The organism is Vibrio sp. ER1A, assembly GCF_000733315.1.
Lineage (GTDB): Bacteria > Pseudomonadota > Gammaproteobacteria > Enterobacterales > Vibrionaceae > Vibrio > Vibrio mediterranei.
Genome location: NZ_JPJA01000086.1, coordinates 1,444,158 through 1,470,812, shown reverse-complemented (window position 1 = coordinate 1,470,812; position 26,655 = coordinate 1,444,158). Strand labels below are relative to the sequence as shown.

17 protein-coding genes are annotated in these 26,655 nt (G+C 43.1%); 10 read left to right on the top strand and 7 right to left on the bottom strand.

Translation table 11 applies throughout. The features are described from left to right. Positions 1-87 precede the first annotated feature (87 nt). The 4 genes from HW45_RS13500 (at position 88) to HW45_RS13485 (ending at position 10,459) form a co-directional block, all read left to right on the top strand. Positions 88-1,698, top strand: coding sequence for a type I restriction-modification system subunit M (locus tag HW45_RS13500; RefSeq protein WP_038227426.1), 1,611 nt, complete (start codon positions 88-90; stop codon positions 1,696-1,698). After that, entirely contained in the window at positions 1,695-2,873 is a 1,179-nt protein-coding gene (locus HW45_RS13495; RefSeq protein ID WP_038227425.1) for a restriction endonuclease subunit S, read from the top strand. Before HW45_RS13500 ends, HW45_RS13495 begins: the two co-directional genes overlap by 4 nt. 35 nt (positions 2,874-2,908) lie before the next feature. Then, on the top strand, positions 2,909-6,541 hold the full coding sequence (locus tag HW45_RS13490) for a DEAD/DEAH box helicase family protein (protein ID WP_038227424.1): 3,633 nt from the start codon (positions 2,909-2,911) through the stop codon (positions 6,539-6,541). A 69-nt stretch (positions 6,542-6,610) separates the two neighbouring features. Continuing rightward, positions 6,611-10,459 carry an RNA-directed DNA polymerase gene (locus HW45_RS13485; protein ID WP_038227422.1) on the top strand — a complete coding sequence of 1,283 codons (3,849 nt, stop codon included), beginning with the start codon at positions 6,611-6,613 and terminating at the stop codon, positions 10,457-10,459. Positions 10,460-11,164: 705 nt separating this feature from the next. Here the strand turns inward: HW45_RS13485 and HW45_RS13480 are convergent. Both HW45_RS13480 and HW45_RS13475 read right to left on the bottom strand, forming a co-directional pair. Continuing rightward, on the bottom strand, positions 11,165-12,718 hold the full coding sequence (locus tag HW45_RS13480) for an alpha-glucoside-specific PTS transporter subunit IIBC (RefSeq protein WP_038227420.1): 1,554 nt from the start codon (positions 12,716-12,718) through the stop codon (positions 11,165-11,167). 57 nt (positions 12,719-12,775) lie between these two features. Beyond that, complete coding sequence (locus HW45_RS13475; RefSeq protein WP_038227418.1) at positions 12,776-14,104, bottom strand: 6-phospho-alpha-glucosidase; 1,329 nt, start codon at positions 14,102-14,104, stop codon at positions 12,776-12,778. 184 nt (positions 14,105-14,288) lie between these two features. On the opposite strand from HW45_RS13475, the gene HW45_RS13470 reads away from it, so the two are divergent. Continuing rightward, on the top strand, positions 14,289-14,996 hold the full coding sequence (locus HW45_RS13470) for a GntR family transcriptional regulator (protein ID WP_038227417.1): 708 nt from the start codon (positions 14,289-14,291) through the stop codon (positions 14,994-14,996). 163 nt (positions 14,997-15,159) lie between these two features. After that, positions 15,160-16,419, top strand: coding sequence for a metal-dependent hydrolase family protein (locus HW45_RS13465; RefSeq protein WP_006070347.1), 1,260 nt, complete (start codon positions 15,160-15,162; stop codon positions 16,417-16,419). A 106-nt stretch (positions 16,420-16,525) separates the two neighbouring features. Here HW45_RS13465 and ykgO read toward each other — a convergent pair whose 3' ends face one another. Beyond that, on the bottom strand, positions 16,526-16,669 hold the full coding sequence (gene ykgO, locus HW45_RS13460) for a type B 50S ribosomal protein L36 (protein WP_006070348.1): 144 nt from the start codon (positions 16,667-16,669) through the stop codon (positions 16,526-16,528). Between the two features lie 9 nt (positions 16,670-16,678). Beyond that, complete coding sequence (locus HW45_RS13455) at positions 16,679-16,936, bottom strand: type B 50S ribosomal protein L31 (RefSeq protein WP_038227414.1); 258 nt, start codon at positions 16,934-16,936, stop codon at positions 16,679-16,681. A 179-nt stretch (positions 16,937-17,115) separates the two neighbouring features. Here HW45_RS13455 and HW45_RS13450 point away from each other — a divergent pair, with 179 nt between their 5' ends. Both HW45_RS13450 and HW45_RS13445 read left to right on the top strand, forming a co-directional pair. Further along, a complete protein-coding gene (locus HW45_RS13450) occupies positions 17,116-17,559 on the top strand; it encodes a DUF2753 family protein (RefSeq protein ID WP_006070350.1) in 444 nt (147 codons plus the stop codon). Positions 17,560-17,793: 234 nt separating this feature from the next. Continuing rightward, entirely contained in the window at positions 17,794-18,084 is a 291-nt protein-coding gene (locus tag HW45_RS13445) for a hypothetical protein (protein ID WP_038227408.1), read from the top strand. Positions 18,085-18,165: 81 nt separating this feature from the next. On the opposite strand, the gene HW45_RS13440 is transcribed toward HW45_RS13445, so the two are convergent. Beyond that, positions 18,166-18,732 carry a hypothetical protein gene (locus HW45_RS13440; protein WP_038227406.1) on the bottom strand — a complete coding sequence of 189 codons (567 nt, stop codon included), beginning with the start codon at positions 18,730-18,732 and terminating at the stop codon, positions 18,166-18,168. 139 nt (positions 18,733-18,871) lie between these two features. Beyond that, a complete protein-coding gene (locus tag HW45_RS13435) occupies positions 18,872-20,470 on the bottom strand; it encodes an isocitrate lyase (protein ID WP_038227404.1) in 1,599 nt (532 codons plus the stop codon). Between the two features lie 173 nt (positions 20,471-20,643). Here HW45_RS13435 and HW45_RS13430 point away from each other — a divergent pair, with 173 nt between their 5' ends. Both HW45_RS13430 and HW45_RS13425 read left to right on the top strand, forming a co-directional pair. Then, positions 20,644-21,597 carry a LysR family transcriptional regulator gene (locus HW45_RS13430; RefSeq protein WP_038222008.1) on the top strand — a complete coding sequence of 318 codons (954 nt, stop codon included), beginning with the start codon at positions 20,644-20,646 and terminating at the stop codon, positions 21,595-21,597. A gap of 113 nt (positions 21,598-21,710) precedes the next feature. After that, entirely contained in the window at positions 21,711-23,897 is a 2,187-nt protein-coding gene (locus HW45_RS13425; RefSeq protein ID WP_038227403.1) for a malate synthase G, read from the top strand. Between the two features lie 323 nt (positions 23,898-24,220). Here the strand turns inward: HW45_RS13425 and recQ are convergent, their stop codons facing one another. Beyond that, positions 24,221-26,353, bottom strand: a complete 2,133-nt coding sequence (gene recQ, locus HW45_RS13420) for a DNA helicase RecQ (RefSeq protein WP_038227801.1) — start codon at positions 26,351-26,353, stop codon at positions 24,221-24,223. Positions 26,354-26,655: the final 302 nt, after the last annotated feature.

The window sequence follows — 26,655 nt, the reverse complement described above, 5'->3', positions numbered from 1 at the left end:
AGTAAGTGTTTAAGCAAAGGTGATGAAGTAAAATGAAAGTAATATAGGTCAAGTTCTTGGCCATCGTTTCATATCAAGAGAATCACCATGCTAACAGGCAAAATTCGTAATCAGATCGACCAAGTTTGGGAAATGTTTTGGACCGGCGGTGTCGCTAACCCAATCTCAGTTATCGAGCAGATCTCCTACCTACTATTTATCCGTCGTTTAGATGAGCTGCAAAAGACCGCTGAGCGTCGCAGCCAAGCGACAGGTCTACCGATGAACAACCCAACCTTCTCGCCTGAAGAGCAAGCCCTTCGTTGGAGCAGTTTCAAAGACAAAGATCCAGACGTAATGATGGAAATCGTTCGTGATCGCGTGTTCCCTAAAATCAAAACGCTGCAAAATGAAGGCAGCTTTGCTGAACACATGAAAGATGCGATTTTCATGATCCCATCGGCTAAATTATTAGATCAGGTCGTGCAGCTACTAAGTGCCATCGACATGAACGACAAAGATACCAAAGGTGACCTGTACGAGTATCTGTTAAGCAAGTTACAACAATCAGGCGTGAATGGTCAGTTCCGTACTCCGCGTAACATCATCCAAATGATGGTCGAGTTGATGCAGCCAAAAGTAGGCGACACCATTTGTGACCCATCATCAGGGACATGTGGATTCTTGATGGCGGCGGTTGAGTACGTTGAAGAGCATCACGCAAAAGAAGTGAACAAGCCCGATAACCGGAAGCACTTCAACAATGAAATGTTCACTGGCTTTGATTTTGATAAACACATGCTACGCATTGGTGCGATGAACATGCTGCTGCATGGGATTGAAAACCCAAGTGTTCACTACCGTGATAGCTTGCAAGACCAAGGTGACGAGAATATCTCTGAAGCTTACAACCTGATCCTTGCTAACCCACCGTTTAAAGGCTCAGTTGATTTCGATATCGTTGCACCAGACTTACTACGAGCATTGGGTAAAAACCCTGTAGTCAAGCAACCTAAGCCTACATACAAAATTGAAAAAGATGAAAACGGTAACGATATAAAAGTTGAGGTCAAAAAGAAAAAGCCGACTGAAAAATCAGAGTTGCTGTTCTTAGCCTTAATCCTTCGTATGCTTAAAGTCGGTGGTCGCGCGGCAGTTATCATCCCTGATGGTGTGTTATTTGGTTCAACCAAAGCACATAAAACCATTCGTCAAAAAATCGTGCAGGACCAAAAGTTGGAAGCGGTTATTTCGCTTCCTTCAGGCGTCTTCAAACCTTACGCAGGGGTAAGTACCGCCATTCTTGTCTTCACTAAAACGAACAGTGGCGGTACAGATAACGTTTGGTTCTACGACATGCAGGCTGATGGTTACTCTCTGGATGACAAGCGCTCACAGCTGTTCAAAGATGGTGAAATACCGACTCACGAGCAGAGCAACATTGCCGATATCATTGCACGCTTTAAAACGCTAACTAATGAAGACAGCACACCGAACAGCGACAGCTCAGAGTATAAGCGCAAGAAGACGGAACAGAGTTTTATGGTTCCGGTCGCGGACATCACTAATAACGACTTTGACCTAAGCATCAACCGTTACAAAGAGGTGGTGTACGAAGAGGTGCAATACGATGCGCCAAAGGACATTTTGAAGCGCATTAAAACGTTGCAAGACAAGATGGCGAAAGGTGTGGTTGAGTTGGAAGGGTTGCTGAAATGAGTTGGCCTTTAGTTGCTCTTAAAGACTGCTGTACTGTTGTTGGCGGTGCAACCCCGAAAAGAGAAGTTGAAGCTTATTGGGATAATCAAGATATTCCTTGGGTCACTCCTAAAGACATATCAAAAATCAAAAGTATCTACTTTGATGATGCTCCCGAATACATCTCGCAAAAGGGGTTTGATAGCTGCGCCGCTCATAAGTTGCCTAAAGGTAGTCTATTACTGACATCTAGAGCCCCTATCGGCAATGTAGCAATTACAACGAGAGAGTTGTGTACAAACCAAGGTTTCAAAAGTCTAGTGCCAAACGAAAATGTGGACATTAAATATCTATATTTTTGCATGCTTTATTCGGCAAGCCGTCTAGACAATGAAGGCAATGGGGCAACTTTTAAAGAGGTATCGAAGAAAGTTGTAGAGGCATTTAAAATCCCACTCCCCCCACTAGAAACCCAAAAGCAAATTGCAGCGGTGCTAGAAAAAGCCGACCAACTGCGTAAAGACTGCCAGCAAATGGAGCAAGAGCTAAATAGCCTCGCTCAGTCAGTGTTTATTGAGATGTTTGGTGATCCTGTGACGAATCCTAAGGGATGGGAAATCAGTGCACTAGACTCAATTGCATCCGTCCAGTTGGGCAAGATGCTATCTAGTAAATCGAAGCAAAACGTTAATCCCAAAAAGTACTTACGAAATGCCAATATTCAATGGAGAGAAGTAGGTATAGATGATTTGCTTGAAATGGACTTTAACGAAAAAGAAATGAAAAAGTTCCGACTTCAACGTGGAGACTTGTTAGTTTGTGAAGGAGGAGAGATTGGGCGTTGTGCTATTTGGAATGAACAAGTCCAAGATTGTTATTACCAAAAGGCTCTTCACCGAGTACGTATAAACCCGCAATTTCTGACCTCTGAGTATCTACAAGAGTATTTTTTCTGGATGGCGAAGTTGGGAGGGTTAGTTAACTCAACTAACGAAGTAACATTCAAGCACTTAACTGCTGAAAAGATGAATAAATTAAAAGTTCCGCTTGCTCCAATTTCAAAGCAAAAAGAGTTTAGTGAAATTTATACCTCAATCAGAAGTGAATTAAATAATAACGCGGAATTGATGAAAGAAGCCGATGCTGCGTTTGGTGCAATCATGCAAAAAGCCTTCAAAGGCGAGCTAAACCTATAACGAATAATAACAATATGATGTAAAAAGGAAATTCAATGTCAGATACGGCTAACTCTTCGTCTAGCGCTGAAGGCAACTCTTCTCAAAAGAGCAACTTTGCGTTTATGGACGTTGCCCTTAACGGTGGCAACGATGTGTACACCACGCGTTGCACAGAGATTCAAACTCGTGCCAAAAATGCGGAAAGCAACATCGAAACCGATCCGCGTATTGCAGGCTTCTATGCTCGCAATGCATTGGAGTTAATGGTTGAAACCGTATTTGACATTGATACCTGGTTAGCCCGTCCTCGCCATGATGTGACCTTAATGTCGCTCATTCATGACAAGGGCTTTAAGCAAAACCTCACCACAAATTTATTCCCTAAGCTCAAGCTGGTGATTAAGGTTGGTAACGAGGCAGTGCACAGCAAAACCACATTGCCGCAGCGTGATGCGTTACAAGCGGTGAAAGAGCTGCACCATGTGCTGTATTGGTTTATTCGTACCTATACTCCCAATCTTGAACGCAGTAAGTTTGTGGTTCAGTCATTTGATGAAGCGCTTATCCCACAACAAGTATCAATTGATGCGGCTGTAGCGACCAAAGCGCTAAGCAGCATCAAACGAGTTCAAGAGTTAGAGAAGCAGCTAGAGCTAGAAGACAAAGTTGAGCGTGACGCTTATCTCAAGCAGTTAAAAGAAAACGAGGCGCTAAAAGCAGCAAATCAAGCCTTACTTGAACAGATCGAGCAAGCTAAGCAGAGCGCAGAAAAAGTTACGGATACGCACAACTATAACGAGGCAGAAACTCGCACTTATCTTATTGATGTACTTCTGGAAGAAGCCGGTTGGAAACTAGAGCATAAGCGAGACCGTGAATACCCAGTATCAGGTATGCCAATTTCTCAGGCAAACCCTAACGGCAATGGATTTGTTGATTACGTGCTATGGGGTGACGACGGTACAGCGTTAGCGGTTGTTGAGGCAAAACGCACTCATCGCCGAGCCGAAGACGGGCAACAACAAGCGAAGCTTTACGCTGACTGCTTAGAAAAGCAGTGTGGGGTGCGCCCAGTTATTTTCTACACTAACGGCTATGAGACGCATCTGTGGGATGACCATTTCTACCCGCCACGCCAAGTTCAAGGCTTTTACACAAAAGCCGAGCTTGAGCTTATGGTGAAGCGTCGTACCGACCGCAAACCTTTCTTTGAAAATGGTATACCTAACAGCAATTTTGTTATTAACAACGAGATCACCAACCGTCACTATCAAAAGTCAGCCATCACCAAACTGCTGCAAGACTTTGAGCTAGAGCATGAGCGCAAAGGACTATTCGTTATGGCGACGGGTACGGGTAAAACTCGTACCGTGATCAGCCTTGTCGATTTGTTAGTGAAAAACGACTGGGTTAAGAATATTTTGTTTCTTGCCGACCGTAATGCGCTACTCACTCAAGCCAAGAAGAACTTCGTTAAGCTACTGCCTAGGGTAAGTTGTTCTATTTTGGATTCTGGTCAGAGCAAAAACAGTATCGACAGTCGCTTGTACTTCTCGACATACCCGACCATGAAGAATCTACTGGATCGAGGTGCAGATGAGCGTCCATTTGGTGTCGGTCATTTCGATTTGATTGTTGTTGATGAAGCGCACCGTTCCGTCTACTCGAAATACCGTCAAATCTTCGAGTATTTTGATGGCTTCTTAGTGGGGTTAACAGCGACACCAAAGGATGAAGTTGAAAAAGATACTTATGGCATTTTTGACCTGCAAAAGGGGATGCCAACCTACGCTTATGAAGACGACAAAGCGTATGACCAAGGCTACCTTGTGCCACCAACTAAGATTTCTGTCGCAACCAAGTTTTTACGTGAAGGTATTAAGTACAAAGACCTATCACCTGAAGAGCAAGAAGAGTGGGAAAACAAAGCTGAACTCGAAGATCGAGATGAAGTATTACCATCTGAAGTGAATAACTTCTTGTTTAATACCGATACTGCCGAGAAGATGTTTGCTCAGTTAATGAGTAAAGATGAGCGCGGTGGTATTCACGTTGAAGGTGGCGATGTCATTGGTAAAACCATCATCTTTGCTGCCAATAACCCTCACGCACAGTTTCTGCAAAAAGTATTCAACAAGAATTACCCTAAATGGGCGGGTAAATTAGCTCGTGTGATCACATGGAAAGAAACCTATGCACAAAGCCTAATTGATGAGTTTGGTGGCGACGAAAACAAGATTGACGAATTCGACCCTAAGAACCCTACTTGTCGCATTGCAATCTCCGTAGATATGCTCGATACCGGTATTGATGTACCTGAAGTAGTGAACCTTGTTTTCTTCAAAGTCGTTCGATCAAAAGTGAAATTCACCCAGATGATTGGGCGTGGAACACGTTTGTGTAAAGACCTGTTTGGTCCAAATGATGATAAGAAGACATTTAAGGTTTTCGACTATTGCCAGAACTTTGAGTATTTCGATGCGAATCCTGAAGGTATCGCGGTCGGAGTGGCGAAACCAGTGACTCAACAGGTATTCGAGAAGCGCGTACTACTCAGTACATTACTTAACAGCAGGTTGAATAATGAAGAGTTCCGAGAGCAACATCCAGAAGACTGCGAGCGCTATTCTGAGCTAAATCGTTACCAACTGGATATGTTGCACCATATTGTTAGTGGTATGAATCTCGATAACTTTATTGTAAGACCGAAGCGTCGAGCGATAGAGCCATTTTTAGAGCGTGAGCATTGGGATAACATCGATGATGCTAAGTTTACAGAGCTAGAGAGTCAGATCTCTGAACTGCCAACTGAAGCAGACGCTTTTAACTCTGATGAGCAGCTTAATCATCTATCACACCGCTTTGACAGCCTTGTGCTGACCATGCAGTTAGACCTTTTAGAAAAAGGTATGATTTCTGAGACGAGCCGAGGTCGTGTCATTGAATTCGCGGAGCAGTTAGAAGCCAAATCAACCATCCCAGCAGTACAAGCGCAACTACAACTGATCCAAGACATCCAGACTCAAGAGTTTTGGCAAGATATCCACCTAGTCACTCTAGAAGAGCTACGACGTAAGTTGCGAAATCTGATGTTTGCTTTAGACAAAGATAAAAAAGAGATGGTGTACACCAACTTTGAAGACGAAGTGCAAGGTGTCCATGATGTGACAAACGTGTACAAGAATCCAAGTGTCGACTTAGCCCAGTATCGCAAGAAGATTGAGCTCTATATTCAAGATCACCAAGACCAATTAACCATCCAAAAGCTAAAGCGCAATAAAGCCATTACACAAGCGGACTTAGACGTTTTGGAAGGCTTGTTACTGGAAGCTAGCGGTATGAGTGATGTGGAAACGTATCGCGAAAAAATCCTACAAGAGAAGCCTTTAGGTACGTTTATCCGTGAGCTTGTCGGTTTAGATCAGAATGCCGCCAGGGAAGCATTTAGCAGCTTCCTTGATGAAGAAGCTTATAACGCTGAGCAAATTGAATTTGTCGACCAAGTGATCGACTACCTCGTTAATAACGGCATCTTAGATATGTCGCAACTCTTTGAGCCACCATTTACTGATAATCACGGTGAAAGCGCCTACGGTTTCTTCGATGAAGGTACCGTAGTGGAGTTGTTCGGAGTGATTCGCACAGTAAACGCGAATGCAGTGGTTCCTGAAAGCCAGAGTGCTTAGAGCTTGATTCTTAAGTAAAATTAAATTTAGTCATCAAGAGGATAACTCCTTTTGAATCCAAGGGTATGTATGCCAATTATCGATAAAAAATATGAAGAATTATCACTTAAAGATGAGCATTTAGGTGATCCGTTACTCCTGGCGTTGGCTTGGAAAAAAAGCCATCAATATATCCGGACGACTAACTGGTATGCTGATAATTTTGAATTAGATTTATCAGCTCTTAACTTGGTAGAACAGTGTAAAAATTGGGCTGATGAACTAAACAACGAGGTTGTATTCAAACCATTAGACTTAGTGCCTGCTCCCAAGACCTGTGCTTGGGAGTTTGTCCAAGATGATAGCGATGGACGCCATAAAATTAAATGGCAACCGAAGCCCGTTGAGTGCGAGAAAGATACCACTCCCTCTGAGCCTCCCCAAAGTCCAGTTAAACTGAGGCCGCTTGCTCATATCCCAATTCGTGAACAGTCAATGTTGTCGTTGCTGATGATGGGGTTGGCAAACAAAGTTGAAACTATACAAGGTAACCCAAGCACCGAGTTTACGGATGTGCATAAGCAAGGAGTTGTGAGTTATGGCAATCGACTTTATTGTACCTATGATGCTGATGGCAATGCTCAACACAGTTATGGTTCAACCACTATCTACAGCAAGTACTTTGTTGATTATCGCCGTTTTCTAGACAGACCACATCACTTTGCACTTGAGCAGCTAGGAGAGATATCTCCTGATGAAAGGATTTACATCGTTGAACTCGATTTAGAGAAATTTTTTGATGGGATTAGTCGTCAGAAATTAATCGAGCAAATTGACAAGGTCATTAAACGAAAATCTTCTGATAAAGACTACGATAAACTCACTCAGCTGCTTGCGGCATTTAATGGTTGGGAGTGGTCTAGTGAGGCTGAAGAACAATATAGCAATTTATGTGCATCGGATAAGGTTCCCACTGCACCTAAAGGCTTACCTCAAGGGTTGGTAGCTTCAGGATTTCTTTCAAACCTCTATATGCTGGATTTTGATCGTGAATTTAGTGGCAAAATTGGTTCGGAATTTGTCGAAAATAAACAGCTTCGACTAATTGATTACTGTCGCTACGTTGATGATTTACGTTTAGTTATTGTGGGGCCTAAATCATTCGATGGTTTTGACCGTATTCAACAAGTAACCAATCAAGTAGTCGAGTTGGTTCGCGGGCTAGACTCATACAAAACATTAGGATTATCTATCCAATCAGATAAAACTAATGTTGATGTTTTTCATGGGCTTAAAGTTGGTGTTTCTAAAAACTTGAATGAAATCCAAGGTAGGTTGAGTGGACCCATTTCTTTGGAAGAAGCGGATAATCAGCTAGGACAACTAGAGTCATTGTTATCGTTACAAGCGCCACCTAAATCCGTTGTAGCTGCAAGCAAGAACTCTTATGCAGTTAATGGATTAGCCTCAATTGAGGCAACTCGATTTGATGTTAGAGAGGACACGCTTAAACGATTTGCTGCGAATAAGCTATCTAAAATATTGCGTGAGAAACGACATTTCGCCACACAAGTGCCAGATGAAAATGGGGTATTACAGCCTGGGGAGTGGGACTACTCCCAAGAGCGAATAGCTAGAAGGTTTATAGCTTGCTGGAGTTATGATCCGTCTTTAGTGCTTTTACTTAAGAAAGGACTAGAACTGTTCCCTAGTACCAAACTGTTAGAGCCTATACTCGTTCAACTTGAAATGTTGTTAGATGAAAAAGATGATAAACAAGTTGCGGTGGCAAGTTATTGTTTAGCAGAGGTCTATCGCCATTCTGCTACTGTTATCCACAAAAAGGATTCTCTTGCATTTCCAGCGCATGCGGATTTAGATGCGTACTTTGAGAGATTGCAAAGCTCGGCGGCAAAGCATAGCGTCCCTCAGGATCAATCTTTTGATTTACTTTCTGAACAAGCAAGATTTTTGATGCTCGTTCGAGCAGATACCGTACTAGAGCAGGAAGTTGGGGAACCAAAGTTCGATGTCATTTCTAAGTTAACGCATGGCTTTAGGGAGATTACACTTCCAGATAATTGGAGCTCTCAAGATATAGCTGTAGCTATTATTATGGCAAATCAAATGTCGGATATGAGCAAAGACTGCATTAGATCTTGTTCTTGTTTGCTTGAGAAAATTCATGGCGATATAGATCGGCTGTTTGATTCCTTTAAGTTGCTCCTTGTTCAAGATAGAGCCTTGGGTATCGCACTGGTTCGCCATGCTAGAGGAGTAAAGCACCAATGGGCAGCACTAGATAAAATCAAAGAGGAATTGCTTACACCACTGAATCTTGAAACGAAGCCTTACAGCAAACCTCTAAATAAGATCAGCACGAAAGTTAGCATTCTTCGACTTATCTTGCGTGATGATAATCCGTTCTCTAATGAAATAATGGCTTTGAAACTCTTGCAAGCTGTTTTGAGTGAGTATGAGTTGCTTGCGAAGCATCGAGAGCAAAGTATCGATCTTGCAGAAACTACAATCGAATTTGATGGTTTTAGTTCACCGGTAGCATTTTCTGTATTTGATAAAGATTTAAACCTAACTCTTGAGTTCAACGATAACAGTCACTTAATTGCTTCCTGGGATGATTTTAATTCTACAGTATCTGATGATGTGCGTGTGTTACGAAACGTAGGGGAATTTATTCGGGCAGTACTAGTTGGTAATCAAGATTGGACTTCATTCGGTTTGGGTGTTGTACCTAAACCAGGATATCGAGGTATTCGTTCTAGCTTCTATAAGCGACAATTAGGACTAATGACAAGCCCTGAATCTATCTCAGGAGTTGGTTCTCAAGTTTCAGGTTGGTTAACGGGATTACTATCGAAGCTATTGAAGTGGCCAGGTATTCGAGTTAATGACCATGGTTATGATTGGCCTATAAACTGGTCGGTATCAGCTGTTAAACAGTTAGTTAACGCACGACTGCATGAATTGAAAACTGCCTATTGCACTCAGTCTGGCATCCCAAGTTTACTTGAGAAGCAAGCTCTAGACTGGAATGATGGTAAAGAATCCCTTTCTGTTGTAATGGTACAGTCTAAGCTACCTGCTCTAAAAGACTTTGGTGAAGCTGGTCTAATGCTTGATAAGCCGGAGTATCGTGCTAAGCATCGTAGGCACGTAGCAAGGGTGGCTGAGCTAGTTTTGAAGCATCTTGAAGCACAGCGGGTTGAAATAGGTAGTAAAAAGCTAAATGCTGACCTGATAATTTGGCCGGAGCTTGCTGTTCATAATGATGATCTAGATGTACTTATCGCACTTTCTCAGAAAACTAAAGCGATGGTATTTTCAGGGCTTGGCTTTATCGAGCAAGATGGTGTTAAAGGGCCGAATAATTGTGCTGTTTGGATTATTCCAACAAAGCATAATACGAATCAGCGAGAGATAGTGCGTCTTCAAGGCAAGCATAATATGACGGCAGTTGAAAAAGGTAAGATTCAGCCGTGGCGACCATACCAATTAATGCTAGAGCTTGTACATCCCGCTTTCAAAGATGAAAAAGGTTTTATTATCACAGGCTCTATTTGTTACGACGCAACTGACATTGCTTTAAGCTCAGATCTTAGAAACAAATCTAACGCATATGTGATTAGTGCTCTGAACCAAGATGTAAATACATTTGATTCGATGGTGGAAGCATTACATTACCATATGTATCAACACGTTACGTTGGTTAATTCGGGTGAGTTTGGTGGCTCGTATGCAAAAGCTCCTTACAAAGATGCTCATAAACGTCTAATTGCTCATGTTCACGGTAATGATCAGGTTTCAATAAATACGTTTGAAATGAACATGTTTGACTTTAGACGAGATGGTGTTGGTGAGGGTATGAAATCAGCACTGAAGAAGAAAACAGCTCCGGCAGGCGTTGAAGTAGTACGTTAATCAGAAAATGATCAATCTTTATTGTTTAATATAGTGATATACAGTAAGGGACTCGGTATGAAAATGATCAAACTTCACGTAAATGTGTCTGCGAAGTTATGAGGAAATAGCTCTAATTATGATCAAACTTTATTGGCTTCCGACAAAAGAGCTGTCGGTGGACAATAAAGATCGAAACTCGACAATAATGATTAGAACTACGACAATAAAGTGCGAAACTTTTCGATGCTTTTTGTCGTAGTTTGCCTTCTTCCCTGAGAAGGTTTTGCCCCTTTTCGTGTTCACAGCATCCCCAAAAATTACAGTCATCCCCTTGAAAAAGGGGATCTCATTCAGCGCGTCCCGCAGCCGAGTGACGTGACTTAGTCGCCAATTTTCAGGCACCTACACGCGGTAGGAGATCCTCACTTTCGTGAGGATGACGGCTATAGGGGGCATGTTAGAAATGAAGGGATGTAGAGCATTTCTTTCCAAAAGTGAGTTTCAAACTTTGTTGTCACAATCTGTTTGGATAGCAACGATGATGGAGTCAAAGTTTCGATCTTTGTTGTCACTTCTTGGCTGTTACATCAGGCAGTAATCAGCCCTGTTTAGGAGAAAAGTTCTTATCTTTTTTGCATCTTAAGAAAATTAATTGTTATGTCCTCAAAATAAAAGCCTCCGTATAAACAGAGGCTTAGTAGAAGTATAAAAATAGTAGGGAAGTTAGGCTTGAATGAGTTGGCTCATCTCTTCTCTAACTTGTGGTACAGTCAAGCCAACAATAATTTGGAAACTCTCTCCATTACGAACCACGTTAACAGCACCTTGTTGTTGGAAATAGGATGTTGGTTGAACCAACTCAGCGTTTTTGACTTTCACACGTAGTCGTGTAGCACAGTTAGTTAGTAACTCGATATTGTCGCGCCCACCTAAGCCTTCAATGAATGCATTGGCTTGGCCGTCTTCGCTACCGTTTACAGTATTTCCTTTTTGTGATGCACGATACTCTGCCTTAGACACAAATTTCACTTCCGCATCATCGCGCCCAGGAGTCATTAAGTTGTACTTCAGAATAATTGCACGGAAGCTGAAGAAATATATAGCCGTGAAGGTGAGACCTAGTGCTATCTGAATCACATACGTACCCATGTGGTTTGCACCTAATGGCAGCCAGTTCTGGAAAACAAAGTCGATTAATCCAGTTTGGAAGTTACCCGAGACACCGAGCATAAAGGCAAGCGTAGCCATTGTTGCTGAAAGTAGTGCATGTAAAACAAATAAAGCAGGCGCAATAAATAGGAATGTGAACTCAATAGGTTCGGTTATCCCTGTCAGAATTGCGGTAATGGCTGCACCTAGAACAAGTCCTAGTACCATCTTCTTCTTTTCTGGTTTCGCGGTTGAGTAAAGGGCTAGTGCGATACCTGTACATCCAAACACTTTGCCCATACCAGTTAACATAAGGCCGCCCTGAGGGAATTGTTCAGTTAAGGGTGCGCTGCTTTCTGCAAATTGCTGAATGTGCTGGATCCAGTAAGCAACAGTACCACCATCAACCGCGACTGGACCATAGAATACGGGACCATAAACAAAGTGATGCAAACCAGTAGGGATCAACAGACGCTCAAGAAGAGTAAATGCCCAAACACCGAACGAACCTGAGTTGACTAAGAACGTTTGTAGACCATTGATACCACCTTGGATAGTTGGCCATACAAAGCATGTGATAACGGCAAGTGCAACCATCATAGGGAAGCTAATGATAACCACTAATGGGGTGCCATTGAACACAGAAGCCCAGTCCGGTAGTTTACGGTCAAAGTACTTGTTATGAACCCAAACCGATACACTCGCGATAACGATAGCACCTAAAAGGTTGGTATCCAGTGTTAAGATACCGCCAATTTCAGTTAGACCACGCTCACCAGCAACATAATTGACGCCAAGATCGGTCCCCCAAAATTGTAGTATTCCACCAATAACGTAGTTAAAAGTGATGTAAGAGACGAGGGTGGCAAGTACCGCACGACCTGACGCTGATTTTGCTAGCGCGATGGGTAAGCCAACTGCAAAAATAAGAGACATATTTTTGAAAACAGCTAATGACGCTTGTAGCAAAATGGTGGAAACACTGTGCCATGTTGAACCAGGAACTGCCCAAGGGAACAGATCTTGGTTTAGGAGCATAACGGTAAATCCAAGCAGCATACCTGCCGCAGGGAATAGCAAAACAGGGACAAACATGGCTGCCCCAAATCTTTGTATCATGTCTTTCATAGTGACCTCAAAGGTACCTCTAAACAGGAGTTCCTTCCTGCTTAGAGGTGGTTCAAGTTATTGGGAAAATTGTGGCAAATAGTTTTTATTTTCTTCTAGAAGATCGTTAACGATAGCTTTAGCTTTAGGGACATTAATAACGGTACGGTTGAGGGTTAATGCATTGATTAACTTCTGTCTATTACCTTCATACCATGCATCTACGACTAATTTTTCGTATCCTAACTGACTTTCAATCATGGCCTTCTGGAATGTTGGAATGGTGCCAACTGCAAACGCTTTAGGGCCGTCATTAGTTAGGGCACAAGGCACCTCAACCATGGCATCATCCTGAAGATTTGAAATCGCACCATTGTTTGGCACGATGACCAAATAAGTGTCGCCCATGTTGTATGCTAGGGATGCTGCTACTCGAACCATATAGCGCCCATGAATGTCAGCGTGTAAGGTCTCATTAGCGGTTGTCCCAGCATCAATAATGCGTTGGTTTAACTCAAACACTCTCTTTTCACGACCGTTGATCACTTGGCGTGCTCGAGTGTTGTTGATCTGCTCTTTTGCGACCATTTTTTCTGGATACAAGTAGTACTGGAGATAGGTATTTGGCAGATACTCTGGGTTATCCTCAAGCATTGTTTTCATATTTTGGAATGTGGCTTGCCATGACGGATCATCAGCAATTTCAGGATCAACGGCACTAATTCCTTGGTGTAGGATAATGTTCTTGATTTCATCCGTCAGATCTTGGCCTTGTTTATTTTTGATCTTAGTAAACCAACCATAGTGGTTTAGGCCAAAGTACTCAGGTACTAGATCCCAGAACTCACAACCTAATAGGTTTGCGTAGCTCACCATGATAGCGGCTGGCATATCGCAAATATTCAGGATGCGCTTATCATCTGGGAATTCACGGTTAAGTGCTTCTGCAACAATCGCTGCTGGATTGGTGTAATTAAGGATCCATGCTTCTTTTGAGTACGAGCGGATATCGTTAACCAACTCAATCATGTCACCAATAGAACGAAGGCCGTAAGCCATACCGCCAGCACCACATGTCTCTTGACCGACACAGCCGTGAGTGAGCGGAATTTGCTCATCTCGTTCGCGCCCTTCTAAGCCGCCAGTACGAATCTGAATAAAGAAGAAGTCTGAGTTTGAGAATGCGACACTTTTATCTGTTGTGTAAATGAATTCTTCAACTTCCGGATAGTGCTCTTTAAATAGAATCTCTGTCGCTTTGGCATTTGATTCTTGGCGCTCAGCATCAATGTCATAAAAAACAACACGCTTTAAAGGAAAGGTATCTTTTTCTGCAATTAGGCTGTTCATCATACCCAGCGTGTAGGTACTGCCTGCGCCAACAACGGTTAGGTTTTGCTTGTTCATTGAAATGTCCTGATGTTTAACTTGATGGCACAAAAGTATCTTAAAAGTATTATATTGGGCAATACATATAAGATACTTTGAGTGTAAATTATAATATCCTTCACAATAATTGAGCTTAAAAGTATTTTAAATGTATCGTCGATCACAGTTTACTTTTATCATGCATGGAGATTAAGGAGATGAGATGAGTAAACCTAGATACTTGCAGATAGCTGATACTTTGATTGAAAAGATCAGTAATGGTGAACTGTCAGCAGGCTCTATCTTGCCAACTGAAGGCGAGCTGCAAAAAGAGTTTGATGTAAGCCGAGTGACTATTCGTAAAGCAATGCAACTACTGGTGGATAAAGATTTATTGTTTCGCCAAAGGGGCAGCGGTACTTATGTTAAAGCACCTAAGGCGCAACATAATGCTCTACAGTTGAGCGGCTTCGTAGAAGAGGTTTCGGCACAAGGCAAGACGCCAAGCTCGAAGATAATTACGTTTGAACTTATTGAATGCAATGAGCTAGTGGCAGATAAGCTTAACGTTTCAATTGGAGAAGAGGTGTATTCAATCCGCCGTTTACGAATGATAGATGATGAGCCTGAAGTGCTAGAACACACGTATTTACCCGTTTCTCTATTTCCCGATCTTAGTATTAAAGCCATGCGCAGCTCCAAATACGACTACATAGAAAAGACGAAAGGACTAAAAATCAAACTTTCTCGTCAATCGATCAAGCCCGAAATATTGAATAAAAAAACCGCTGACGAACTCAATATGGATATGGCCGATCCGGTTATTCGCGTCGATTCTGTTGGTGAGCTAGAAAGTGGTATCGTGTTTGAGTATACGGTGCACTATTTTAGAGTAAATCAATACAGCTTTGACTATATAGCCTATCGGTAACTTAAGAAGCAAATTGCGTGGCAGTATTATCAAGGGTGAAACCCTTTAGGTATATTTAGCCTGCCTAAATAATCAACAGTTATGTCGCCAAATGGCAATTCACTAACCTTTGCTTTGTCTATGATGCCTCCATCAACTTAATAGTGTTCTAGAGGAAGCCATCATGAAAAAAGTGATTATCAATACAAATGTATTTAACGGTGTCGATGACAAGCTGATAGAGAATGTATCGATTCTCATTGAAGACAATTTGATAGTAGAGATTGGTGATATTGATCTTTCAGTTGCTGATGAAGTTATTGATGCGAAGGGTGGCACAGTTATGCCTGGTCTGATTGATGCCCATGTACATATTACTCTCTCTGCACCGTTTAATGTTATTGATACCATGACACGTGAGGAAGTGGCGATTCGTTCGGCCAAGATTTCCGAAGAGATGCTAATGCGTGGGTTCACCACCATTCGTGACGTGGCTGGTAATACGCTTGGACTCAAAACCAGTATCGATAATGGTTACGCATTAGGACCTCGCATTTTGCCGTCTATGGCGGCTATTTCTCAAACGAGTGGTCATTCTGACTACCGCCAAAACCGAGCTCAAGAACGCAAAGGTGACCACGAAGATTCACCGATGATGAAGCTGGGAGCGATGAAAGTCGCGGATGGCCGTGCTGAAGTATTAAAAGCAGTACGCGAGCAGTTGTTTATGGGCGCCTCTCAAATCAAGATTATGGCCGGTGGTGGTGCTTCCTCAACATTCGATCCACTAGATACATTGCAGTACACGTTGGATGAAATGAAAGCGGCTGTTGAGGCGGCCTCTGATTATGGAACCTACGTAGCGGCGCACATTCATACCGCAGATGCGATGCGCCGAGCTGCTGAAGCGGGAGTCATGTCTTTTGAACATGCGACAATCATGGATGACGATATCGCACAAACTATCAAAGAAAAGGGGATTTGGGTTATCCCGTCATACTTCACGTCGTCCTTAATTGCAGAGCGAAAAATACCGCTGCCAAATGAAGAAACTTATCGCAAAACTGAGCGAGTTGGTAAAGCGATGTTTCACTCCGCTGAGCTTATTAAGAAATATGACATCCAAAACTTGGCATTCGGTACTGATTGTGTGGGTGAGAAAGATGTGCACGCGACTCAACTTAATGAGTTGGCGGCTATCGAGCAAACGTTCGATACGATAACAGCGCTGCGTATGGCAACTTCAAACTGTGGGCGCTTGTTTGAGATGTCAACGTACCAGCACCCATACCCGCAAGGGAAACTGGGTCAGATCGTTGAAGGAGCTTACGCGGATCTATTGATTATCGATGGTAACCCGCTGAATGGCGTGGATTGTGTTATGAATTGCGATAGACAAAAAATCATCATGAAAGATGGTGTCGTTTACAAAAACACTCTTTAGCCTTATGAAAGCGGGACTTTCTTCAATGTAAAAGAACGAGCAAATATACAAAAAAGGGCAGTGAAGTCATCATTCATTGCCCTTTTTTATTACCAATAACTTGCAGTCAGGCTTTCTTCTTCACTTTTCCTTGAACCGCTTTAAATCTTGGGTTGGATTTGCATATTACATAAATGCGGCCGCGGCGCTTAACGACTTGGCAATCATGGTGGCGCTGTTTAGCACTTTTGAGTGAGCTAAGTACTTTCATTTGTGTTCCTTACTTGTTGGTAGCGACATGGCCGAAGCGGCGATTGAAATTAGCCACTCGTCCTTCTTTATGAATAACTCTTTGTTTTCCCGTGTAATAAGGATGTGATTCCGATGACACTTCAATAGTCATATACGGATAGGTTTTACCATCCTTCCACTCGATCGTTCGGTCTGTTTCCAGCGTTGAGCCAACGATAAAGTACTTGTCTACGCTCGTATCGTGAAAAACAACCTGACGATAATTTGGATGAATATTCGGTTTCATAATACCTCTAATTGTTATGTTATAACATTGCAAATGATAATCGTTATCGAATGAAGAATGCAACAGAAATTTCAATGGTGGTTTGTGTGATGACTAATCCATAACAAAGTTACGGTTGATATTTAAATGATAATCAATATCATCTAATTTCTTGGTATGGAGAGTTGAAGGTTAGACCGATGGATATGAAAAAATGGGAAAGACATACACTGTTAGCCGACGAAGCGGAGAAACAAGGGGAGTTGATGGCAGCGGTCGCCCATTACCAAATCGCGCTGTCTGAATCACAGCAGATGAAATTTGATACATCAGACCTTGAAGAGTTGGAAGATCTACTGGCGGTTAAAGTAATGTCCTGCCATAACCTTGCTGACTTTTGGCGTGCACAAGGAGACAGTGAATATGAACTGAAGTACTTACAACTAGCTTCAGAAGAAGTGATGACCTTGTTACCCCAATGTCCGCGTACTAGTTGTGATCGTTTTATCTCTTCATTGGGGTGTTGCAAGTCTGCATTGGTCGAATTTCTTAAACGCCATCCGAATCCAAAGGTTGCAAATCATATAGCTGACATGCAAACGACAAATGATTGTGAGTTGATTGTGAAGTTTAAAATTCATTGATCGGCTTAAGTTGTCTCTCCTATATGCAATTCTCCTTTAATCTTCGGCTACATATGAGATGTGATGATAGTTCATTGTTCTCATTGCAAAGAAACAATGACTTATGAAAATGTATCAGTTTTCCTGATGGTACGTGTTTTTTATTGGTCAAAAAAACGCCTTATAGTGTTCGACATGAGCAGAGTAAAGGAGTATTCGGCTATTCGCTAACGATTAACGTCAAGGGGAATTACCATGAACAAACTTACTCAAATCATATTGGCTTCGATCCTTCTTTCACTCTCATCATTCTCATTTGCTAACGAGCAAACGCCGCGACATGGTGAGTATGTTGGTGAAGCGGAAGTATTGGTTAGGAATGTAGTCAGCACAAAAGTAAAAACCTGCCTTTATAAAGGCAGTACCGAAGAGCCCGTAGAGCTTAAATGGGGCAAAACGTTGACCTGTCCAGACTCGATAACCATCAATGGCAATGTGATTCATGAAGGTGATGGGCTTAATACATCAGGCCACAAGCGAATGTAAGGCGAAATCTATGTTCGTTAAATGAAAGAAACCGAGATTTGATATCTCGGTTTCGAAATCTTGGGGGAAAACTAGCAGGCGTTATGCTTCAGAAACAACGCTAACACAAGCAAGGCTGACGTCTTGATCGATATAGGCCATGCCGAGCTTATTTAAGTAATCCATTCTATCCGCGGTTCGCAGGTCAATATCGGGACCTTCAATATTGTTGCTTTGATAAATCTGCGCTAAGTGCGCCATAAACCGCTCACCTACGCTCATCATTAGTAGGCTCATCGCCCCCACATCGGGCTTTACTTTGGCACGTTGTTTTTCTGATAAATTTACCGCAAGGACGATAGGTTCTTCTTCACCTTCAAAACGAACGCAGCGGTCTCGAACGGTTTGCTGTGCCCAATAATAAGCCAATTCTTTACTTTGAGTCAGAAAAACAGGCTCGACAGATTCGGTGTAATTGTTACCTATCGTTGCCATGGTCTTTTTCGCGGCTTGGTTAAGAGCTTTGTCGCCGGAGCGCTTAAGCCCTTGTCCTTGGATTGAGCTCAGTAGCGCCGATGAGGTGCCGTGGTACCAAACATCACTGGTTGCAAAGCCATCTTGTGATAGTAACTCTTTAGCATCTTGGAGATAGGAAGGAACTGTAGTCATAGGCATTCTCAACAAACATGAATGAATTTAGTCTAACAGAAGTGGAGAGTGAGACTGCGTCTTGGGGCGCAATTCTCACTCTCTAGGTGTGTTATCAATTTACTCTCATAAGTGTGTAGAGAGCAAATCGCCACCTTAATTAGTCGAACTGGTGAGAAGTATTAAGTTCACCGGCTGCTTTCAACGCGTTTTCACCTGCAAAGTATTCTTTGTGGTCATCACCCATGTCTGAGCCAGACATGTTTTGGTGTTTCACACAGGCAATACCTTGACGGATTTCTTTACGTTGAACATTGGCTACGTAGCCCAACATGCCTTGCTCACCGAAGTACTCTTTCGCTAGGTTGTCAGTTGACAGTGCAGCAGTGTGGTACGTTGGTAGCGTGATTAGGTGGTGGAAGATCCCCGCTTCACGAGAGGCATCCGCTTGGAAAGTGCGAATCTTTTCGTCAGCACGCTTAGACAGTTCAGTTTCGTCGTACTCAGCGCTCATTAGGTTAGCGCGCTCGTATGCTGATACATCTTCACCTGCTTCAACCATTGCATCATAAGCTTGCTGACGGAAGTTAAGTGTCCAGTTGAATGATGGTGAGTTGTTATAAACTAGCTTAGCGTTCGGGTGAACTTCACGTACGCCGTCCATCATCTCTTTGATTTGACCAATATGTGGTTTCTCAGTTTCAATCCACAGTAGGTCGGCACCAGCATTAATCGCCTCGATACAGTCAAATACGCAACGGTCTTCACCAGTGCCTTGACGGAATTGATATAGACCTGAAGGTAGACGCTTAGGACGTACCAGCTTACCTTCACGGTTGAAACAAACGTCGCCTTGCTTCATATCGGCTACATCGATCTCTTCCACGTCTAGGTAAGAGTTGTAGATGTCGCCTTGGTCGCCTGGCTCTTTAACTACTGCGATTTCTTTTGTTAGGCCAGCACCTTGTGAGTCAGTACGTGCAACGATAACACCGTTATCGATACCTAGCTCAAGGAAGGCGTAACGTAGCGCACGAAGTTTAGCGTGGAAATCAGCGTGAGGTACCGTTACTTTACCGTCTTGGTGACCACATTGTTTCTCATCCGCTACTTGGTTTTCGATTTGAAGACAACAAGCACCAGCTTCGATCATCTGTTTTGCCATTAGGTAAGTTGCTTCTGCGTTACCAAAGCCTGCATCAATATCCGCGATGATAGGCACAACGTGCGTTACGTGATTATCGATTTGGTCTTGAATAGAATCTTGTAGATCCACATCACCCGCTTCACGAGCAGCATCAAGAGCACGGAATAAACCACCCAGTTCACGAGCATCGGCTTGGCGTAGGAAGGTGTAAAGCTCTTCTACTAAACCAGCAACCGATGTTTTCTCATGCATTGATTGGTCAGGCAGTGGACCAAACTCTGAACGAAGTGCTGCAACCATCCAACCAGAAAGGTATAGGTAGCGACGGTCGGTTTTGCCACCGAAGTGCTTTTTAATAGAAATCAGTTTTTGTTGACCGATGAAACCATGCCAGCAACCCAATGATTGAGTGTACTTAGAACTGTCTTCATCGTAGGCCGCCATATCAGCACGCATAATATCTGCAGTGTATTGCGCGATATCTAGACCCGTTTTGAATTTGTTTTGAGCACGCATGCGAGCAGCAGATTCTGGGTTAATAGCATCCCATGGAGCACCAGCAGCGCGTTTTGCAACTTCTATCATTTCGATATCTTGAGTGATTTGCGACATAACTATTCCTTAGTTTCACGTTGGATATTATTGGCCAAATGGCTTAGTCGTCTTTCTCCAAGGGCTTCATGTTTTAGATTGGACGACCCGTTTAATTTGTTGTTATGGACAAATCGTAGCCGCATGTGTGATAATTTTGTTAATTTATAGTTATTATATTCGGTATTTTTTATATGAATATTGCTCGTATAGACCTTAATTTACTTGTGTATTTAGACATGTTGCTACGGGAAAGAAATGTCACCAGAGCAGCAAATCAGTTGGGTATTACCCAACCCGCAATGAGTAATGGTTTACGCCGATTACGTGATCTGTTTGAAGATCCGTTGTTGGTTAGAACGAGCGAGGGAATGATCCCGACAGAGCGTGCGCAAAAGCTGCAACCAGTGATTCGTAATATCTTGGCAAACGTTGAAAAGACACTACAGCCGACCACTGAATTCCATGCCGATGACAGTGAGCGGGTGTTTCGAATAATGGCTAGTGACTATGCGGAATCCACCATTATTCAACCTTTGCTTAAGCGGCTAAGTGAAATAGCGCCGAAAATCCGTCTAGATATCATGACGCCTAGTGATGTTAGCTACCAAGATGTAGAGCAAGGAACGGTGGATATCATCATCAACCGCTTTGATGATATTCCTCAGTCATTCCACCAAATGAGCTTATGGCATGACGGGTTCTCATGCTTATTCAGTTGCGATAACCCGATTGCAGATAATTTTGACTTGTTGTCGTATTTGAAAGCGCAACACATTTGGGTAAGTAAAACCGGGATGGGGACTGGGGTTGGGATTAATCCAAGTGAAGCACAAAAGCTTGGTTGGATTGATGAAGCGCTGATGCGTATTGGTAAGACCCGCAACATTACGGTGTTCACTCGACACTATTTGTCGGCCATCCTATTTGCCCAGCAGAAAAACTTGATCCTTACCATTCCAACCAAAGCGGCGCAGCTTCAGCGTCATAATCCTAAGCTTCTGATAAAGCCAGCACCATTTGCGATTGAGCCTTTTGAAGTGAAGATGGCATGGAGCCCACTTTTGCAAAGTAATCCGGATCACCAATGGATGAGACGCTTGATTAAGAGTGTGGCAAACGAGTTAGAAAGTGGTGTAACAGAGTAGTGAAATTGGGTATTTATTATGTGAATGTTCACTATAAATGGCATAAATTAGCTAAATTTTCGTCTGTTACGTAAATTTATTGAATAGTCATCGATTCATTCGAGAGAGATTTTATGAGCAATCGTATTCAACAGGGAAGCTTGAACATTGATAGCACCCTCTACCAATTAGTTAATGAACAGGTGATGCCTGGCACTGGCATTAATGCTGACGACTTTTGGCAATCTTTTGAGTCCATTCTTAAAGACTTAGCGCCTAAAAACCGCGCGCTGTTAATTAAGCGTGATGATCTACAGCATCAGATTGACGCTTGGCACCAAGAGCGGGCTGGGCATGCAATAGATGCAACAGAATACAAACAGTTCCTACAAGAGATTGGTTATCTAGTACCAGAAGGCGATGACTTCCAAGTCACCACTGCCAGTGTTGAACCTGAGATTGCAACGCAAGCAGGTCCTCAGTTGGTTGTTCCTATTATGAATGCTCGCTTTGCCTTGAATGCTGCTAATGCTCGTTGGGGAAGTCTTTACGACGCGCTTTATGGAACAGACGTCATCAGTGAAAATGATGGTGCAGAGAAAGGTGGAAGCTTTAATCCGGTTCGTGGAGCAAAAGTGGTGGCTTATGCCCGAGAGTTTCTTGATGAAGCAGCACCGCTAAATGGTGTCTCTCATAAAGACGTGACTAAATACAGTATCAGCAACGTCAGTATCGGCAATACGTTAACCGCAACGTTGGAAAACGGTGAGGAAGTTACGTTGATCGACAGTGATCAGTTCATTGGATACCAAGGGGATGCAAGCGCACCATCTTGCATCTTGTTGAAGCATAATAATCTGCATATTGAGATTCAAATCGATCCGACAGCTCCTATTGGAAGTGTTGATGCCGCGGGTATCAAGGACGTGCTGGTGGAAGCGGCACTGACTACGATTATGGATTGCGAAGATTCAGTAGCTGCAGTGGATGGTGAAGACAAAGCGCTTGCCTATCGAAACTGGTTAGGGCTGATGAAAGGCGACCTACAAGAGTCGCTTGAGAAAAATGGTAAAACCATTGTTCGTAGTCTCAATCCCGACCGTCACTATACTAGCGTGTCAGGCGGAGAAATTTCGCTCAAAGGCCGCAGTATGTTGTTTATACGAAATGTGGGCCACTTAATGACGAACCCGGCTATTATTGATGCGCAAGGTAATGAAGTGCCTGAAGGTATCATGGATGGCATGATTACATCGTTAATTGCAATGCATGACTTGAAAGGCAACAGCCAGTATCAAAACTCAACCGCTAACAGCATTAATATCGTTAAGCCTAAGATGCACGGCCCTGAAGAAGTAGCATTTACCAATGAACTGTTTGGTCGTATTGAAGATGCCCTAGGTTTAGAGAAATACACCATCAAAGTTGGCATTATGGATGAAGAGCGCCGAACGTCGGTTAACTTGAAAGAGTGTATCCGCGCTGCGAAAGATCGTGTGGTGTTTATTAACACTGGGTTCTTAGACCGAACTGGTGATGAGATTCATACCAGTATGGAAGCTGGCCCCTTCGCTCCTAAAGCACAGCTGAAGAGTATGACTTGGATTGGTGCATACGAAGATCAAAACGTTGACCTTGGTCTTGCCTGTGGACTGCAAGGTAAAGCACAGATCGGTAAAGGGATGTGGCCTGAGCCCGATAATATGGCCAAGATGATGGAAGCTAAAATTAGTCACCCACAAGCTGGTGCTAATACCGCTTGGGTTCCATCACCAACAGCGGCAACACTCCATGCGCTGCACTACCATAAAGTGAGTGTGCCTAGCCGCCAAAAAGAATTACGCGAGCGAGTTCGAGCGAATGTGGACGACATCTTGACGATTCCGTTGCTAGGCAATCAAAAGTTGACGGCGAAAGATATCCAAAGCGAGTTAGATAACAATACGCAAGGTATCTTAGGTTATGTTGTACGCTGGATTGACCAAGGTGTTGGCTGTTCTAAGGTACCGGATATCAACGATATTGGCCTGATGGAAGACAGAGCGACACTACGTATCTCTAGTCAACATATCGCTAACTGGCTGCGTCACGGCATTTGTAATGAGGCGCAAGTTATGAAAACCATGAAGCGTATGGCTGCAGTTGTTGATGAGCAAAATGCAGGTGACCCTAACTACAAAAATATGGCGCCTGATTTTGAAAGTAGCATTGCGTTTTCAGCCGCATGCCAGCTTGTATTTGAAGGCTGTGCACAACCTAATGGTTACACGGAGCCTGTTCTTCATGCGATGCGCTTGAAGCTAAAAGCAACCCAACACTAAACAATCAACTATAAAAAATACACCCCCAATTAAACCGAGCCCAAGGTGCCGCGCTTTAGAGCGCGGTTTTTTTTATCTTGCGATGAAGGGTTTTGAACGTAGGGGGAATATATGACAGATAAAAAAACACCGAGAACATAGTCTCGGTGTGAAAGATAGTAATAGTAAACTCGGGAGGGCTGAGTCTCCCAATACAAAAATCTTAAGGATCGTTGGCTACATAATGATGTAGAAACAGTTTGATCATATATTCACCACTCCGATTGGAACATTAGACTAAAGTGGTAAAGCGAATAGCAAACTTGAAAACTGATTTTTCATTTTTATTTCACAGAATTTTTTGCGTTTGATGAGATTTTTGCTACGACGCACTTCAAAACCGCATAGTCGTAGTTCTGCTCAAGGTACTCATAAAGCGGCTTGAGTTTGTAATCTTGCAATGTCTTTAAACTTATTGCTGCTGTTGTGATGGTGTCATACTCTGCCTCACTAATATCGACGACTTGTTCGAGTTGGCAGGCATTGATTTCTATTGCTTTGGCTAAATGGGCCAATACCGTTGCTGGTTTAATATTACGCTCAGTCGCAATCTGTTCAGGCGCCAACCCTTGTTGAAGTCGTGTTAGTGACTCAAGCTCAGTCTCATTTAAGACGATTTTTTGCTCTGTTTTGGGTTCGATAGCATCAATAAAGCGCTGACCATATTTACTGATTTTAGTCTCGCCAAACCCTGAGATTTGATGCAGCTCGTCAAGTTGTTGAGGTCTCTCAATCGATAGCGCTTCTAGTGTTGCGTCGCTACAAATGATATAGGCTGGAACTTGTTGCTCTGTCGCTAAGGATGAGCGCACCTGTTTTAATACATCAAACTGTTTGATGTCTCCTGTTGAAAGTCCAGTACGGCGACCTTTAGTACTAGAGCGAGCTTTTGAATTAGAACTACGAAGCTTTCGTAATTGGATGGGGGCTTCACCTTTTAAGTATGGTCGACAATGTTCGGTCAAGCGGAGACTGCCATGGTCGCCATGTACCTCTAGCAGGTTCATTGCAAGCAATTGACGAAATACGCCTTGCCATTGTTTCGCATTTAATTCGGTGCCGATACCGAATGTAGAGACGTTATGATGCTGGTTCTGTTCAATTCTTTGGTCTGACTTGCCAAGTAGAATATTAATTAAATAGCTGGCACCAAAGCGTTGCTCGGTACGAAACACGGTAGAAAGAGCTTTTTGAGTCGCTTTGAGTCCATCCCAAGTCTCGGGTGGTGTAAGGCAGTTATCACAGTTACCGCACGGCTGTTCCAGTGATTCTCCAAAATAAGCCAAGAGTGCTTGGCGGCGACAAGTGGCAAGGTCGCAGTAGCCTAGCAGTGCATTGAGTTTTTGAATGGAAGTAAATTTGAATTGCTCCGAAGCGTCGGAGTTTTGCACCATTTGGCGTTGTAATACCATATCTTGCATGCCAAATGCCATCCAGGCATTGGCTGGCTGACCATCACGTCCGGCACGTCCTGTTTCTTGATAATAGGCTTCGATACTCTTCGGCAGACTTAAGTGTCCAACAAAACGTACATTAGGCTTATCAATCCCCATACCAAACGCAATCGTGGCAACTATGATGATGCCATCTTCTCGTAAGAACCTTTGTTGATTCAACGCTCGCTGATCCGCAGACATACCCGCATGATAAGGGAGGGCAACTTTACCTAACTCATTGAGCCATTGAGCTGTTTCTTCCACCTTTTTTCGGGACAGGCAATAGATAATACCTGCATCTTCTGGATGATGAGCTTGTATAAATGACCAGAGTTCTTGCTTGGCATTACTAAGGTCTGAGACGTGGTATTGAATGTTTGGTCTATCGAAACTGTGAACAAAGACCTCGGCGTTCTCCAAGGCCAGCTGTTCGATAATTTCTTGCTGTGTCCGACTATCCGCAGTCGCGGTAAGTGCTATTCGTGGAACAGAAGGAAAGCGCTGCTTTAGGACATCTAGCTTTTGGTATTCAGGACGAAAGTCGTGTCCCCATTGGCTAACGCAGTGTGCTTCATCAATGGCAAATAATGATAAATGGCACTGCTCTAGCAGACTAAGCGTTCGCTCCAGCATCAGTCGTTCTGGAGCTACATACAAAATATCGATATCGCCAGATCTTAGCTGTTGTTCGACAATCTGCTGATCATAGGGCGTTAAAGTTGAGTTTAAATATGCGGCTTTTACACCTATCTGATGAAGGGCATCGACTTGGTCTTGCATCAAAGCAATGAGTGGTGACACAACAATCCCAACCCCTTGCCGCAAAATGGCAGGGATCTGATAACAGATCGATTTACCGCCTCCAGTAGGCATTAAGGTCAGTACATCGTTTCCTGATATAAGAGTGTTGATGATGGACTCTTGCTGATGACGGAACTCATCATAACCAAAAAGGGATTTGAGTAATTGTTGTGGAGTCATTGGTTTGGCTATATTCGGATAGGTCGACACAGTTTCTCAATCGTGACGATCGTTTTCAAGCGCAGTCTGTTGTCACTTGAGGTTACTCGGGTTAACTCAATGAAAGGATGCAATAAAAGTTGTAGTCGATGGTTTAGAAATCAAAAAAACGGATTAAGTAGGAAAGAAGGGGAAGAAGAGATAGTCGGGCTTAGCTTGGCATATAAGCCCGACTTATACGGAGCTTTGGAATACGTTAGCACTCCATTGCTAGTCACTTTTTGTTGCAAGTGACGTCTTTTTAGAACAAAGGGTAACAAAAA